We start from the raw sequence: 13,669 nt of genomic DNA on the forward strand, positions 1-13,669 counted from the left end.
GAGCGTTCAGTCAACTGAGGGAGCACGACGTGACCACCACCGAAACCCCCGCCGGCCTCGAGCGGCTCGCCGAGCTCGACCCGGTGTTCGCCCAGATGACCGGGGCCACCGCGAAGTACGTCCGGGCGATCCCGGAACTGACCGACCGTGAGAAGACGTTCTTGTGCGTCACGGCCGACGTCTGCCAGGCGAGCCTGGGCCTGGCGTTCGCCGCCCACGTGCGGGCCGGCCTGGCCGCCGGGGTGTCCACCGCGGACGTCCGGGAGCTGCTGCGGTTCGTCTCGTACGACTGCGGCTACCACGCGGCGACCGCCGGCATCGAGCGGCTCGCCGAGCTGGAGACGCAGCTCGGGCTGCCGCGGCCGGCCGCCGAACCACTGGCCGCCGAGCTGCTCTCGACCGGGCCCGAGGCCGCGCCCAGCCCGCTGCCGGACCAGGTCCGGGCCCGGTTGACCGAGCTGGATCCGCACTTCACCGGCTACTTCGACCTGCAGTCGCGGATGCGCACCGGGCACGGGCCGGGCACGCTCACCGAACGCGAGCGCGGCCTGGTCAGCCTCAGCGTCGACGTCCACTACCAGACGCTGGCCGACACGTTCCGCACGCACGTCGGGCGCGCCCTGCGGGGCGGCGCGTCGCCCGAGGACGTGCGGGCGGCACTGCGGTTCAACGCCCAGTTCGGCGTCACGCGGGCGTGGCACGCCTGGGAAGCGCTGCCCGGAATCCTGGCCTGACCCCGTGTCACGTCCCCGGCCGCCGGCTCGTCCACGCGGCAGAACCGAGACGAAGGAGACCGCCATGCCGCGCATCGCCGCGAAGAAGACCACGGAAGCCGGGCCGGTCGTGAAGCTGTTCTACCGGATCGCCGGCCGCCGGTACGGCGCCGTGCCGGAGCCGATGGCCGTCGTCGCGCACCACCCCGGCCTGCTCCGGGCGAACATCGCGCACGAACTGCTGGTGGAACGCGCGTCGAAGAAGCTGCCGGTCAACGTGCGCGAGCTCGCCGTGTACCGGGTCGCGACGCGGATCGGCTGCTCGTGGTGCGTCGACTTCGGCACCATGCTGCAGAAGCACGACGGCCTGGACATCGACCGGCTCAAGCAGATCGACGGCTACGCGACCTCGCCCGCCTTCAGCCACCAGGAGCGGCTCGCCATCGCCTACGCCGACGCGATGTCGGCGGACCGGGTGACGGTGTCCGACGAGCAGGTCGCCGAGCTCGAGCGCGAGTTCGGCCGCGACGGCGTGATCGAGCTGACCTACCAGATCGCGCTGGAGAACTCCCGCGCCCGGCTGAACAGCGCGCTCGGCGTCGTGGACCAGGGGTTCACCTCCGGCGACGCCTGCCGGGTCCCGCTCCCGTAGCCGGTCGTGAGTGGTAAGGCGAGTTCTAACCCGCCTTACCACTCACGACCACCCGACCACAGGGGGAGGCCGGAGTTCGGCCTCCGGTGGGACGCGCCACCGGGGTCCGCCGCGGGACCGTTCCGGCATGCACCTCGTCGCCAGTGAACGGATCAAGCTCTTCAGCATCGCCACGCCCTGGGTGTGCGGTGTCTTCGCCGTGGCCGCGCTGGTTTTCCCGGCCGCGATCACCGCGCTCACCGCGTCCGAATCCCACCTGCCGCCGACCGTCGCGAGCACGCAGTTCGGCTACCAGCTCGCCCTGGTGGCCGTGCTCGTGCTGGCCGCGCTCGCGGTGACCGGCGAATACCACACCGGCACGATCCACGGCACCTTCCAGGCCGTGCCGAGCCGGACGCCCGTGCTGCTGGCCAAGGCCGCGCTCGTCGCGGGCTACGCCTTCCTGATCGGCGAAGCCGCCTCCTTCACCGCCTGGCTGGTGGCCCGGGTCCTCGCGCCGGACGCCGACCTGGCCCTCGACAGCGTCGCCGACTGGCGGATCGTGGCCGGCACCGGACCGGTGTTCGCCCTGTGCGCCGTCTGCGGGGTCGCTGTGGGGCTGCTCCTGCGGCACACCGCCGGCGCGGTCGCGCTGGTCGTCGGCTACCCGCTGATGGCCGAGAACCTCGTCCAGCTGATCCCGCGGGCCGGGCAGGCGATCCACCGGTGGCTGCCGCTGAACGCGGTCACGAAGTTCCTCAGCGGCGACGGGGAGGCGAACGCGGGCCGCGACGGCGGCAACGCTGCCGTCCTGTCCGACTCGCCGCTGAGCCCGGGCTGGGCGCTGGCCTACTTCGCCGCCTTCGCGCTCGTGCTGCTGGCCGCCGGGATCGTGCAGGTCAAGCGCCGGGACGCGTGATCCGCGTCAGCTTGTCCGGGTTGACCACGTCGTAGATCGCCACGATCTTGCCGTCACGGATGCTGACCGACTGCACGTGCTCGTCGAGGGCGAGGAAGCCGTCGCGGCCCGGCATCGGTGCCAGGTACATCCCGAGGTCGCCGTTGACCAGCACCGGCTCGCCGCGCTCCAGCATCCCCGGCGCGTACTTGCGGGTGAGGCCGATGAAGAACCGGGCGATCTTGTCCGGGCCGAGGATGAGCTGGCGGGCGGTGCGGCCCTTGCCGTCGGAGTCGCCGATGAGCACGACGTCCGGGGCCAGCAGCGCGGTCATCGCCCGGATGTCGCCCTGGTGCAGCGCGGCGACGAACTTCTCGAGGATCTTCGCCTGGTCCTCCAGCGGCACGCGCGGCGCCGGGTCCGCGTCGGCCAGGGCCTTGCGGCCGCGGGACGCGTGCTGGCGCGCGGCCTCGACCGAGACGCCGAGCGCGTCCGCGATCTCGGCGAACGGCACCGAGAACGCGTCGTGCAGCACGAAGGCGACCCGCTGCTCCGGCGTCAGCTTGTCGAGCACCACGAGCGCGGCCATCCGCAGGCCGTCGTCGCGCACCGCGGCTTCGAGGGGATCCTCGCTCACCGGCCGCCCGAACGGCGTCACGACCGGCTCCGGCAGCCAGTTGCCGACGTACTTCTCGCGCTGCGCGGCGGCGGACTTGAGCCGGTCGAGGCAGATCCGGCCGGTGACCGTGGTGAGCCAGCCCCGCAGGTCGCGGATCGCCGCGCGGCCGGCGTCGTCCAGGCCGGCCAGCCGCAGCCAGGACTCCTGGACCGCGTCCTCGGCGTCGGCTCGGGTGCCGGTCAGCCGGTAGGCCACCCCGATCAGGTGACTGCGGTGCGCGGCGAACTCCGCGGCGAGGGTGTCCAGGGCGGTCGGTGTGGCCATACCCCGAGTGTGCCGGATGAGGTCGCATCTTCCACCGGACGAGGTCCGATCTATTGTGGTGGTGTGGCAGGACGGATTCGGGAGAGCGACATCGCGGAGGTGCGCGAGCGGAACCGGATCGACGAGGTCGTCGGGGAGTACGTGGCGCTGCGCCGCGCCGGTGGGGGCAGCCTGAAGGGCCTCTGCCCGTTCCACAACGAGAAGACCCCGTCGTTCAACGTCCGCCCGACGCACGGGACCTTCCACTGCTTCGGCTGTGGCGAGGGCGGCGACGTGATCAAGTTCATCCAGAAGATCGACCTGATCTCGTTCGTGGAGGCCGTCGAGCGGCTCGCCGACCGGGTCGGCATCCGGCTCACCTACGAGGGCGGCGGCGCGACGATCCAGCGCGACCGCGGCAGCCGCACCCGGCTGGTCGAGGCCCACCGCCTGGCCCAGGAGTTCTACGCCGAGCAGCTGGTCACCGACGAGGCGCGCCCGGCGCGGGACTTCCTGTCCGAGCGCGGGTTCGACGCCGCGATGGCGAAGACGTTCGGCTGCGGGTACGCGCCCGGCGGCTGGGACAAGCTGACGAAGTTCCTGCTCGCCCGCGGGTTCGAGGTCAAGGAACTGCTCACGGCCGGGTTGTCCAAGGAAGGCCAGCGCGGCCCGATGGACCGGTTCCACCGGCGGCTGGTCTGGCCGATCCGCGACGTCGGCAACGACGTCGTCGGCTTCGGCGCGCGGCGGCTGTTCGACGACGACCGGATCTCGGCGAAGTACCTCAACACCGCCGAATCGCCGATCTACAAGAAGTCCCAGGTCATGTTCGGCCTCGACCTCGCCAAGCGCGAGATCGCGAAGCGGCACCAGGTCGTCGTGGTCGAGGGCTACACCGACGTGATGGCGATGCACGCTTCGGGCGTGCCGACGGCGGTGGCGTCCTCGGGTACCGCGTTCGGCGAAGACCACATGAAGGTGCTTCGCCGGCTGATGATGGACGACGACGCGTTCCGCGGCGAAGTCATCTTCACCTTCGACGGCGACGAAGCGGGCCAGAAGGCGGCGCTGAAGGCGTTCGAAGGCGACCAGACGTTCGCCGGCCAGACCTACATCGCGGTCGCGCCGGACGGCATGGACCCGTGCGAGCTGCGGCTGGCCAAGGGCGACAGCGCGGTGAAGGACCTGGTCGCGCGGCGGACGCCGCTGTTCGAGTTCGTCATCCGCAGCACGCTGAAGAACTACGACCTCGACTCGGTCGACGGCCAGGTCGCCGCGCTGCAGAAGACCGTGCCGATGGTGGCGTCGATCAAGGACCGCGCGGCCCGCGACGGCTACGCGTCGAAGCTCGCCTGGTGGGTGGGCTGGCAGGACGTGGCGCAGGTGGTCAACCGCGTCCGCGGCAGCGCGGGCGCGACCGACAAGCGCGGCGGGGCGCCCGTCCGGCAACCGGCGCGGGCCCAGCAGGCGCCCGCCGCCCCAGCGCAGGACGTCGCCCGCCCGGCCCCGAAGGACCCGCGCTTCGCCGTGCAGCGCGAGGCGCTGAAGGCGGCGTTGCAGCAGCCCGCGATCGCCGGGCCGGAGTACGACGCGCTGCCGCTGGAAGCCTTCACGCACCCGGTGTACGTGGCCGTCCACGAGGCGGTGCTGAAGGCCGGCGGCGCAGGTTCGGGCCTGACCGGCCCGGCGCTGCTGGACGCGGCGGCCCCGCACTGTCCGGAAGGGACGGTCCGCCGGGTGCTGTCGGAGCTGGCCGTGGAACCGTTGCAGGCCAAGGACGAGGTCGACTCGCGGTACATCTCGTCGATCCTCGCCCGGCTGCAGGAGGGCCTGGTCGGGCGGCAGATCGCGGAGATCAAGGGGAAGCTGCAGCGGCTGTCGCCGGTGGAAGCGCCGGACGACTACCGCGCGCTGTTCGGCGACCTCGTCGCGCTGGAGCAGTACAAGAAGTCGCTGGGCGAGCAGGCGGCCGCCGGCGCGTGGAGCTGAGATGGGCTTCCTGCGCAGGCTGCTGGGCGACCGCACACCCGACGGGTTCGCCGGCGCGCTTTCCCCGGGCGAAGAGGTCGTGGACAGCGCCCCGGTCGAGGGCGGCGGCCACCTGGTCGTGACGGCGCTGGGCCTGTGGATCCCGGCGGAGGACGGCGCCCGGCGCGTCGGCTGGCACCTGATCGCCAAGGCGACCTGGGCGGACGGCGTCTTCACGCTGACGGAGTCGTCGGAGGTGGGCACCGCGGGGTCGGCCGTCGTCCTGGCCGACCTGCCGCCGGTGCGGTTCCGCCTGCCGGCCCCGGGCCGGCTGCCGCGCGAGGCCTACCAGCGCGTCGAGGGCTCGATCCGGTCGCGGCACCGGCAGGAGATCGGCACCGGCGGCGCGTGGTTCGTCCAGCGCAAGGTGCCGGGCCGCGACGGCACGGTCCTGCAGGTCCGCCCGGATCCGGGTACCGACGGCACGCTGGTCGAGGCCATCGCCGAGCAGGTCGCCGCGAAGCTGGTCAATCCCGCGGAGTAGCAGTACGCTCGTACTCAGTACAGGCGTACTGTTTACTTGGGAGGCGGCCGTGTGGGATCCGGGCAAGTACCTCGACTACGCCGACCTGCGGGCCCGGCCGTTCCACGACCTGGTCTCTCGCATCGCCGCGCCGTCCCCGCGACGAGTCGTCGACCTGGGCTGCGGCCCGGGCAACCTGACGGTGACCCTCCGTGAGCGCTGGCCGTCGGCGGCCCTGGAGTGCAGCGACAGTTCACCCGAAATGGTGGCGGCGGCCCGGGAGCGCGGCCTCGACGCGGCGGTCCTCGACGTCCGCGACTGGACGCCGGCCCCGGACACCGACGTGGTGGTGTCGAACGCGGTCCTGCAGTGGGTCCCGGACCACGGCACGTTGCTGCGCCGCTGGGCTGCTTCGCTGCCTGCGGGGGCTTACCTGGCGGTGCAGGTACCGGGCAACTTCAACGCGCCCTCGCACGTGCTGACGCGCGAGCTGGCGGCATCCCCGGCGTGGGCAGCCCGCCTGGCCGAGGTGGTGCTGCGCGAGGACGACGCGGTGTCGACTCCGCAGGAGTACGCGAACCTCCTGACCGACGCGGGCTGCACGGTCGACGCCTGGGAGACGACGTACGTGCAGCCCCTGCGCGGGCCATCGCCGGTGCTGGAGTGGATCACCGGAACGGCGTTGCGCCCGATCCGCGCAGCCCTGTCCGACGTCGAGTGGGAGCGGTTCCGCACGTCGCTGGGACCCCGCCTGGACGCCGCCTACCCACCGCGGCCCGACGGTGTCACGTGGTTCGAGTTCCGCCGCGTGTTCTTCGTGGCCCAGGTCAGCGCTTGAGCTTCTCCCCGATCTTGGCCCGAGCCACCCCGGCGGCCCCTTGAACCATGGGGTGGTCGACGACCCGGCGGTAGGTGCGCACGAGCTGCTCGTACCGCCCCCGGCCTGCCTTGGCGCCCAGTACGTACCCCAGGCCCGCCCCCAGCAGGAACTTCTTCATCCGCGTCCACGCCTTCCATCGTTAGGTCGTCCGACTGTCCATTGTCCAGGAAAACCGGCCGAGCGGGGCGGTTGCGCCAAGCGGGGGGTGGTGTGAAGGGGCTTGGGGGCATGGGCTAAGGTTTCTCTTGTCGGTCGGAGAGACCGGCACCGGAAGTGAGCAACATTCCCCTGTAGCTCAACTGGCAGAGCATTCGGCTGTTAACCGGAGGGTTCTTGGTTCGAGTCCAAGCGGGGGAGCAAAGCCCAGGTCGATGACCTGGGCTTTTTTGCTACCCACGGGTAGGAGCGGTGCAGCTGCTGCAGGCGGTGGCTCGACCGCCTGCCTGACCTTGATCGGGTCCGGCCGAGCGCTGGACGAGTAATGCGTAAGTCTGGGTGGTGATCGGGAGACGGGCGAAGGGTGTCCAAGATCCGTTCGTGACGACAGGCGCCGGACCTCCGAGGCCCGTCGGCTGCGGTTCTTGCCCGCCCGGACGCTGGGTGGGTTCCGCTACCTGCCGGGCCAGGCTGGCTACAATCGCCGCCTGCGCTCCGCATTGCCGCTGGTCAAGCAGGCCATGAGGCTGCTCGCGGCCGACAGCGACCTGTGGACCGACACCACCTGGATCGTCGACTCGACCCCGGGTCGAACGCGGCCGATCCCGGCCCACGGCCAAGCGTTCGGAGCTGGCCGGCTGGGCCAAGTACGGCTTCTGCCGCTCACACTCGCGCTGGTTCTGAGGCCTGCGGCCGCACCCCGGCCGGGCTCCCGATCGCCTGGGCCCTGGCCGACCCGAGGGCCGATGAGCGGCAGGTGCTCATGGCCAAGGCTGTGGGTACCTCATCGTCGCGGCAGAGGAGGCCGCGACCGCGCCGATCCGGAAGTCTATGACACCGCTGCCGAACTCGCCGCGGCGGAGATCGACTGGTACGGCGCCTCGTATTCGGCAAGGTGGTTACCCGAAGCGGATGGTTCGGCGGTCAAGGCTGGGTTGAGGGTGGGTGCACAGTGCTGCCCACCCACCCTCGACCCCCTGGTGCCATTTCTTCCTCGAAGTCAGTCCCGCGGAATCGATTCACATCCTTGAATCCACACGTAGAACGCCAGCAACAGCAGTGGGAATATGCAACACCAACACCAGGGAATGTAGCTGCATCCGATTCCGGCGGCCACCAGGAATGCCGTTGCGGCAAGAGTGCAGGCGATGTACTCGGCCGTGGACGGGGAGGCAGGCTCTCGCCCGAACGAGTCCCTCTGCAGTACTTCCTCGAGACCTGCCAATGCCTCGATCAGCAGGCCCATGACCGCGTTGAGGCCGTCCCGGCCGGTGCCGGCCACGCGTCTCACCACATCGAAGGTCTCGGCCGCGTCACCAGCCGGGATGGGCGCTTCCACCAGTTGCCGGCGCGCCTCGCCGAGCAGGTCATTCATCTGCGCGCCGAGATCGGGCTGTTCCTGGCCGGCCGGCAGGGATGCGGGGAGGCCGTCGACGAAGCCCGCCCACTCGGCGCTTTCCGTCCGCGCGGCCAACGTCGTCCGCAGGGAACGCAGGCCACGCACGGCCATATCCCGGTATCTGACAGCTTCCGACCTGATCTCGTCGACCGCGCCTTCGGGCGAACCCAGCTCGCGCGCTCGGCCGGCTTTCTCGGCGGCTTGGACCGCGCGCCTCTTCAGCTCGCACAGATCCGCGAAACGCCGGACTGAGCCCGGTAACCCGAAAAACTCGAACGAGCGGTCCATCGCCTCGACAACCGCCGCGCGCGACGGCACGTCGCCGCATCGACCGCAACCTGATCCACCGCATCCGGAGGGGCACATTCCGATCACCTGTCCTCTCGGGTTCGCACCATCCACGGCTGGAAGGCGTTGCCGACCGACGCAAGGGCGGGGCGCAGGCCGGGGTAGTGCCTGGTCAGGACGCTGGCCATGGAGTTGTCCCGGATCCAGTCGAGTCCCGGCTGGGAGTAGACGGCCGGCGTGTAGTACTCGGTGAAGAACCGGTCGCTGTTCAGCCGGCGAGACGCCATCAGGATGAAGATGCGGAAGGCCGTATCGCTGAAGGCGAACCCTTCCGGCAACCGCTCGGCGAACATGCCGACGCTGAGGTCGACCTGTTCGATGTCCCCGCCGTAGCAACGGCTGATCTCTTCGGCCCACTCGGCGTTTCCGGTCAGTGCCCGGAAGTCCGCGGCGGGCGACAGGTGCAGCAGTCGTCGGAACTCGTTGTACCGCGGCACGCCCAATTCCCGCGACCGCAGGATGTCAGTGGCGCCGAGGTCCTGCAGGTGTCCGTCTGGCCGGTGGAACTCCTGCAGGTACCGCGGGAAATTGTGCAGGGTGACCAAGCCCGGCGGCAGGGTGCCGAAAGAGTAGAGCAGGTCGGTGAGCGGAATGGTGTTCAACACCTTCAGCGCGTCGGGGCCGGCGATGTCCGGGAACTCGCAGTCGAGGATCGTCTCGTCATCAGCGGCCGAGCGGAAACGCCACTCGTCCCTGATCAGCGGATGCATCCGGTAGACCGCGACGAACTCCTCGGTCAGCGAAAACGGCACGCCGAAGTGGTCGGTCCTGCCGCCGGGTATGCCGCTGACGATTTCGTTCTCGCTGATCCGGCCGAACAGGCGCTGGGCCCGTTCCCCCGCGATCCCGAACCAGTTCGCGCGTAACGCGGCCTTCGTGGTGGGGTGGCTGATCACCGCCGGGGTCCACTCCACGGTGTGGATCTTGGCGAGCAGGGCCGAAGTGACCAGCCGGGCTCGCTGGAACAACTCTTCATCGGGCCACTCCGGGTTTTCCGCGTGCAACCGGTCGCAGATCGTGTTGTGTTCGAGGGTGAACACGGTCCGGAGAAGTTCGGTGCCGAGCCAGAACCCCGGTGTCTGTGCCGGGTTCGCCGCCGGATCCTCTGGTAGCGGGAGCAGACCGCTGTCCAGGACCCGCAGCTTCCCCGTGCTGCCGGATCGCACGAACTCCTGCTCTTCGTCGGTGACCCCGTAGATCTGCGAGCCGTCCCACCAGTGGGTCAGGACGTTGATCCGGGTCTGCGGCAGGTCGGTGCGCCCCGGCGGGCGAGTCGGGTCCTCGGGTGTGCGCATGACGTGCATCGGGCGCTCCGGCCAGGGATCGTCCTGAGCCAACGGGACCACCCAGGGGTTTTCCGCCGGACTCTTCCCGTGGCTGAACCAATCTCGGATCATGAACTGCAGCCAGGCGGCGACCAGCGAGTTCACCGACGTTGCGGGGACAAAACCGGTCCGCGTCAGCAGAGCGCGGCTGATTTCCCGGGGGCTCGGGGACAGAACCGTCCGCTCGTCCGCCGGCGCGATACGGCTCAGGGGGATGTTGCGCCCGAACCGGGAACCCGCCATTCCCATCGAAGGCTCGTCCAGGTCGTTGTGACTCCCGTCGTTCGTCCGGCGGGTCAGGTGCTCCGGCGCAGACGGCGGTACCGGTGGCGTGTTGACCGCCGGCAGGTGGCTGGTGTCGTGCAGGTTGTCCTGGCGTAGCTGGGTCCGCAGGCCGATCAGCTCCAGCAGGCCGAGCGGAACGGGCAGCCGGTCCCAGCCGACCGTTTTGTCGACGATCTCTGCGAGCTTGCCGAAGGCCTGCTGGACCAGCGTGGTGCGGCGACCGTTCTTCGCGGTTTCGTGATCGATCATCACAAGTCCCGGTTTGTTCTTCATGCATTTTGCCGACTTTGTCCCTCGGAAACGCCAGCGTGGCACCGGATCTTGACGCGTGTCCAGCCCGATTCATGATCGAGGTCGGCCGTACCCGATCGGCCTAGCCCCACATTCGCGCGCCCGGAGCAATTCGCGTCGGCAAGATGTCGGAACCGGTAGGAGGCAGACCGAATTCAATGATCGTAAGTTTTTCGCCGCCCTGCACCGGAGCGGTTGCCGCAGGCGCTGCTCGGTCGCACTCGGCTCGCCGAACTCGCACGAGGTGTGCGCCGCGCATTCCCGCAGCAGCGTGGTCAGCGCCGTCTGGGCACCGAGGTACGAGCCGATCCGGTGGAGGTACGGCCCGCCGCTCTGCCCCGGCAGCCGGCCGGTGGTCCACTCCTGCGGCTCCTTGGCCGGCCGTTCGGTCAGCGCCAGCGCGATCTGAAGGCCGTTCGAGTCCCGAAAGGACAGTGGCATCCGGGCCGTGGCGCACCCGGAGCCCGGCGGCCCGGTTTCGCCGGGCGGGAACGTACGAAGCGACGCCCGACGAACTCAGGGCTCGGTGCCCCAGCTCAGGGAGCCGGACTGGTAGGCGGTGACCGTGGCCAGGTCGGCCCACGATGCCGCGACCCGGTAGCTGTAGTCGTTCGCCTGGTTGAACGCCGACCAGTCGGCCTTGGCCAGCCGGATCTGCAGCTCGCCCGAGTTCGCTCCGGCGGCGAGGGAACCGCTGCTGAAGGCGACCTCCACGTACGCGTCGGCGCCCGGCCGGGGCGTGCTCAGCTTCACCACGCGCAACGTGACGTTCCCGCAGCCGACGACCGCGTAGTCGCACCAGACCTGGTAGCTCGGGTTGGTCGCGTCGCCGGTGAACCAGTACCGTGCCGTGACGCCGGTCAGGGCGACGGGCGCGCTGCCGCGGTTGACGATCTGGAGGCTCGTGCGGATCTGGTTGTCGGCGGTGCCGCTGCCGGCTCGCTGCTGCACGGCGAGCGTGCCCGTGCCGGGGTCGCCGCCGGTGGTCGTCGTTGTGAACGTCACCGGGCTGCTCGGCGCGGACTGGTTGCCGGCCGCGTCCCGGGCGCGGACCGAGTACGTGTACGCCGTGCCGGGGGTGAGGCCGGTGAGCTGGTAGGTGGTGGTTGTCGTGCTGGCGACCGTTGCGCCGGCCGCGTTCAGGACGTCGTAGCCGGTGACGCCGACGTCGTCGGTGGCCGCCGTCCACGTCAGGGCGGCGCTGGTGCCGGCCGGGGTGGCGGTGAGCCCGGTCGGTGCCGACGGTGGGGTCGTGTCCCCTGTGGACGGTCCCGGCTGGCTGCCCCACACCACCGTGGAACCCTGGGCGAGCACCAGGTTCGGGTTGTCGGCGGGCGCGGATCCGCTGGGCGCCAGGCCGGTGTGCGACCAGTCGTTGGCCGCGTTCCACGTTCCGGTGCTGGTGATCCGGAACTGCACCTCCTTGCGGTAGCGGGATTGGCCACCCGGGGCGACGCCACCCGAGCACGGCACCTCGACGTAGTAGACCGCGCCGGAGAACTGGTGCAGCGTGGGCGCGTCGCACTGGTTGTATGCGCTGCTGACCGAGATCTGACTGGGCGTCGTGGCGCCGTCGAGGGTGAAGTAGTAGCGCAGGGCGCCGGTGAACGTGCGCGCCGACCACGCCGACTTGTTGATCACGTACGCCTTCACCTCGGTGAATGATCCGCCGTCGGGCTGGTTGAGCGCGCCCTGGGCCAGGATTTCCGGGCCGTCCGGGGTTTCCTGCGGTGGGAAGGCCGTCAGCGGCGTGCCGCCGTACTCGCCGTAGAGGCGGGCCAGTGCGCCCGTGAAGCCCGCGTTGTAGTCGAGGGCCACCTCGTTCATCGTGTAGTTGGTGCGGTCGTCGGTGTACGCGTCGTTGGCCGACGTGGGGCCGCCGACGAGGGCGCCGTAGAGGACGTGCCGGCTCTGCGCGGGCTCGTTGATGTTGTCGGCCCAGGAGCCGTGCGCCGTGCGGTGGTGCGGGTTGCGGGGCGGGTTGACGCCGAATCCGACCTCGAAGCTGGCACCGCGCGGGTTGTCGCCGAGTGCGTAGTTGATCTGCCGGACGGCGAAGTCGTGGTACGTGGTGGCGCGGGCGGGATCGGTGGCGCGCAACGAGTCCGAGTAGACGAGCGCCACGAACGCGGTGTTCGCCGCGTACCGCAGCGAGCCCCACTGGTCGAGCACGGCCTGGCCGCCGGGGGAGTACGGCACGCGCTGGCCGTTGACGCCGGTGGTCCACCAGTCCAGCCAGCGGTCGGCGTCCGCGATGTACTGCGGGTCTTGGGTGAGCTGGGCCAGCAGTACGTAGGCGCCGTAGGACTTGTCGTCCCAGGCCAGCGTCCAGCGGTAGGAGCGGGTGGCGGTCTGCGGTTCGGTGGACAGCTTCTGGTACTCGGTGCGCGCCTTGGTCAGGTACGCGGTGTCGCCGGTGGCCTTGTAGAGCCAGATCGCGCCCCACACCAGTTCGTCCTGGTAGCCGCTCCAGGACTTGTAGAAGTTCTGGGCGTCGGTGATGCAGTTGGAGTAGACGCCCCGGTAGTTGTCGGCGAACGAATACAGCTGCTTGGCGTGGGTGAGCAGGGTGGCGGCGTAGGTGGGGTCGTCGGCCTGGAACACCATCGAGCCGGCGGCGAGCTGCGCGGCGGCTTCACCGGCGAGGTCCGAGCCGGGGCAGGAGGCGTCGATGCGGTAGGCGGGCCGCGCCATCGTCATCGTCTCCGCGGGGCCCCACCACTTGTGGTCGTCGTCGCCCTTGCCGACCTGGCCGTAGAGCACGTTGGGCTGCGGGTGCGCCTTGATCAGCCAGTCGTCGCCCCAGCGCAGGTTCGAAAGCAGGGGCGCCCACTGGCCGGAGTTCCGGTACGCGGCGCCGTTCTCCAGAGCGCCCCAGGCGAGCATGGTCATGCTGAACTCGAAGGGCAGCCCGAACTTGACGTGGTCCCCGGCGTCGTAGAACCCGCCGGTGAGGTCCAGGCCGGCGTCCTTGCCGTCGTTGAGGGCGGACGGGCCGCGCCAGGAGACCCGGTTGCCGGCGGGGAGGGCGCCGGAACGCTGGGCGTCGTAGAACCAGACGGCTTTCTGCAGCGCCTCGCCGTAGTTGAACTTCCCGGCGGCGCCTGCGGGGACACCCGGGGCCACGAGCGCCAGGCCGAGCACGAGCACGGCCACGACCGCCTGGGCCAACGCCTTCGTCGTTGAAGTGCGCACGCTGTCTCCTCGAACCTGGGAGCGCTTCCAGAGTGAGAGGGTAAGGAGTCGAATTCGCGGTGTAAAGCAACGGCTGCGGCAGTAGGCGAATCGGCGGTGTGGCGTGGGCTGTCTGTCGTAAAGCGCGCGCTCCGA

Annotated in this window: 11 protein-coding genes, 1 tRNA gene and 1 pseudogene; 8 read left to right on the forward strand and 5 right to left on the reverse strand. The window is 70.3% G+C overall.

Annotated elements, in window-relative coordinates; translation table 11 throughout:
- Positions 1 to 29: 29 nt before the first annotated feature.
- From OO60_RS09445 to OO60_RS09455, 3 genes are all read left to right on the forward strand, one after another.
- Complete coding sequence (locus tag OO60_RS09445) at positions 30 to 734, forward strand: carboxymuconolactone decarboxylase family protein (RefSeq protein ID WP_003102895.1); 705 nt, start codon at positions 30 to 32, stop codon at positions 732 to 734.
- A 64-nt stretch (positions 735 to 798) separates the two neighbouring features.
- Positions 799 to 1,365, forward strand: a complete 567-nt coding sequence (locus tag OO60_RS09450; RefSeq protein WP_003102897.1) for a carboxymuconolactone decarboxylase family protein — start codon at positions 799 to 801, stop codon at positions 1,363 to 1,365.
- A gap of 127 nt (positions 1,366 to 1,492) precedes the next feature.
- On the forward strand, positions 1,493 to 2,263 hold the full coding sequence (locus OO60_RS09455) for an ABC transporter permease (RefSeq protein ID WP_003102902.1): 771 nt from the start codon (positions 1,493 to 1,495) through the stop codon (positions 2,261 to 2,263).
- Here OO60_RS09455 and OO60_RS09460 read toward each other — a convergent pair.
- Positions 2,244 to 3,185, reverse strand: coding sequence for a sigma-70 family RNA polymerase sigma factor (locus OO60_RS09460; protein WP_003102905.1), 942 nt, complete (start codon positions 3,183 to 3,185; stop codon positions 2,244 to 2,246). The two genes, OO60_RS09455 and OO60_RS09460, sit on opposite strands and share 20 nt — an antisense overlap.
- 63 nt (positions 3,186 to 3,248) lie before the next feature.
- On the opposite strand from OO60_RS09460, the gene dnaG reads away from it, so the two are divergent.
- Genes dnaG through OO60_RS09475 form a run of 3 tightly spaced genes read left to right on the forward strand, consistent with a single transcriptional unit; the run spans position 3,249 to position 6,493 of the window.
- Positions 3,249 to 5,153: a DNA primase gene (gene dnaG / locus OO60_RS09465; RefSeq protein ID WP_033261196.1), complete on the forward strand. Its 1,905-nt coding sequence runs from the start codon at positions 3,249 to 3,251 to the stop codon at positions 5,151 to 5,153.
- A gap of 1 nt (position 5,154) precedes the next feature.
- Positions 5,155 to 5,676, forward strand: a complete 522-nt coding sequence (locus OO60_RS09470) for a hypothetical protein (RefSeq protein ID WP_003097805.1) — start codon at positions 5,155 to 5,157, stop codon at positions 5,674 to 5,676.
- A 49-nt stretch (positions 5,677 to 5,725) separates the two neighbouring features.
- Positions 5,726 to 6,493 carry a trans-aconitate 2-methyltransferase gene (locus tag OO60_RS09475; RefSeq protein ID WP_003097801.1) on the forward strand — a complete coding sequence of 256 codons (768 nt, stop codon included), beginning with the start codon at positions 5,726 to 5,728 and terminating at the stop codon, positions 6,491 to 6,493.
- Here OO60_RS09475 and OO60_RS47110 read toward each other — a convergent pair.
- Complete coding sequence (locus tag OO60_RS47110; RefSeq protein ID WP_003097798.1) at positions 6,483 to 6,653, reverse strand: hypothetical protein; 171 nt, start codon at positions 6,651 to 6,653, stop codon at positions 6,483 to 6,485. The genes OO60_RS09475 and OO60_RS47110 overlap by 11 nt on opposite strands.
- Positions 6,654 to 6,819: 166 nt before the next feature.
- Between OO60_RS47110 and OO60_RS09480 the strand changes: the two genes are divergently transcribed.
- Both OO60_RS09480 and OO60_RS48405 read left to right on the forward strand, forming a co-directional pair.
- A tRNA-Asn gene (locus OO60_RS09480) sits at positions 6,820 to 6,892 on the forward strand.
- Positions 6,893 to 7,092: 200 nt separating this feature from the next.
- Positions 7,093 to 7,460, forward strand: a pseudogene (locus OO60_RS48405) (transposase family protein); the annotation flags it as partial.
- Between the two features lie 231 nt (positions 7,461 to 7,691).
- On the opposite strand, the gene OO60_RS09485 reads toward OO60_RS48405, so the two are convergent.
- The 3 genes from OO60_RS09485 to OO60_RS09495 all read right to left on the reverse strand — a co-directional run bounded on the left by OO60_RS09485 (position 7,692) and on the right by OO60_RS09495 (position 13,534).
- The gene (locus OO60_RS09485; RefSeq protein ID WP_003097794.1) at positions 7,692 to 8,408 is read right to left on the reverse strand and encodes a hypothetical protein; all 717 of its coding nucleotides are present in this window, start codon (positions 8,406 to 8,408) and stop codon (positions 7,692 to 7,694) included.
- A 53-nt stretch (positions 8,409 to 8,461) separates the two neighbouring features.
- Positions 8,462 to 10,363 (reverse strand): peroxidase family protein, encoded by a 1,902-nt coding sequence (locus OO60_RS09490; protein WP_244885504.1) that lies wholly within the window; start codon positions 10,361 to 10,363, stop codon positions 8,462 to 8,464.
- 492 nt (positions 10,364 to 10,855) lie between these two features.
- Positions 10,856 to 13,534, reverse strand: coding sequence for a glycoside hydrolase family 9 protein (locus OO60_RS09495; RefSeq protein ID WP_033261197.1), 2,679 nt, complete (start codon positions 13,532 to 13,534; stop codon positions 10,856 to 10,858).
- Positions 13,535 to 13,669: the final 135 nt, after the last annotated feature.

The organism is Amycolatopsis vancoresmycina, assembly GCF_000716785.1.
Taxonomy (GTDB): Bacteria; Actinomycetota; Actinomycetes; order Mycobacteriales; family Pseudonocardiaceae; genus Amycolatopsis; species Amycolatopsis vancoresmycina.

Excerpts from the sequence above, each read along its gene's own strand:
- OO60_RS09450 (WP_003102897.1), top strand. The coding sequence starts at position 799 with ATGCCGCGCATCGCCGCGAAGAAGACCACGGAAGCCGGGCCGGTCGTG.
- OO60_RS09460 (WP_003102905.1), bottom strand. The coding sequence starts at position 3,185 with ATGGCCACACCGACCGCCCTGGACACCCTCGCCGCGGAGTTCGCCGCG.
- OO60_RS47110 (WP_003097798.1), bottom strand. The coding sequence starts at position 6,653 with ATGAAGAAGTTCCTGCTGGGGGCGGGCCTGGGGTACGTACTGGGCGCC.
- OO60_RS09470 (WP_003097805.1), top strand. The coding sequence starts at position 5,155 with ATGGGCTTCCTGCGCAGGCTGCTGGGCGACCGCACACCCGACGGGTTC.
- OO60_RS09455 (WP_003102902.1), top strand. The coding sequence starts at position 1,493 with ATGCACCTCGTCGCCAGTGAACGGATCAAGCTCTTCAGCATCGCCACG.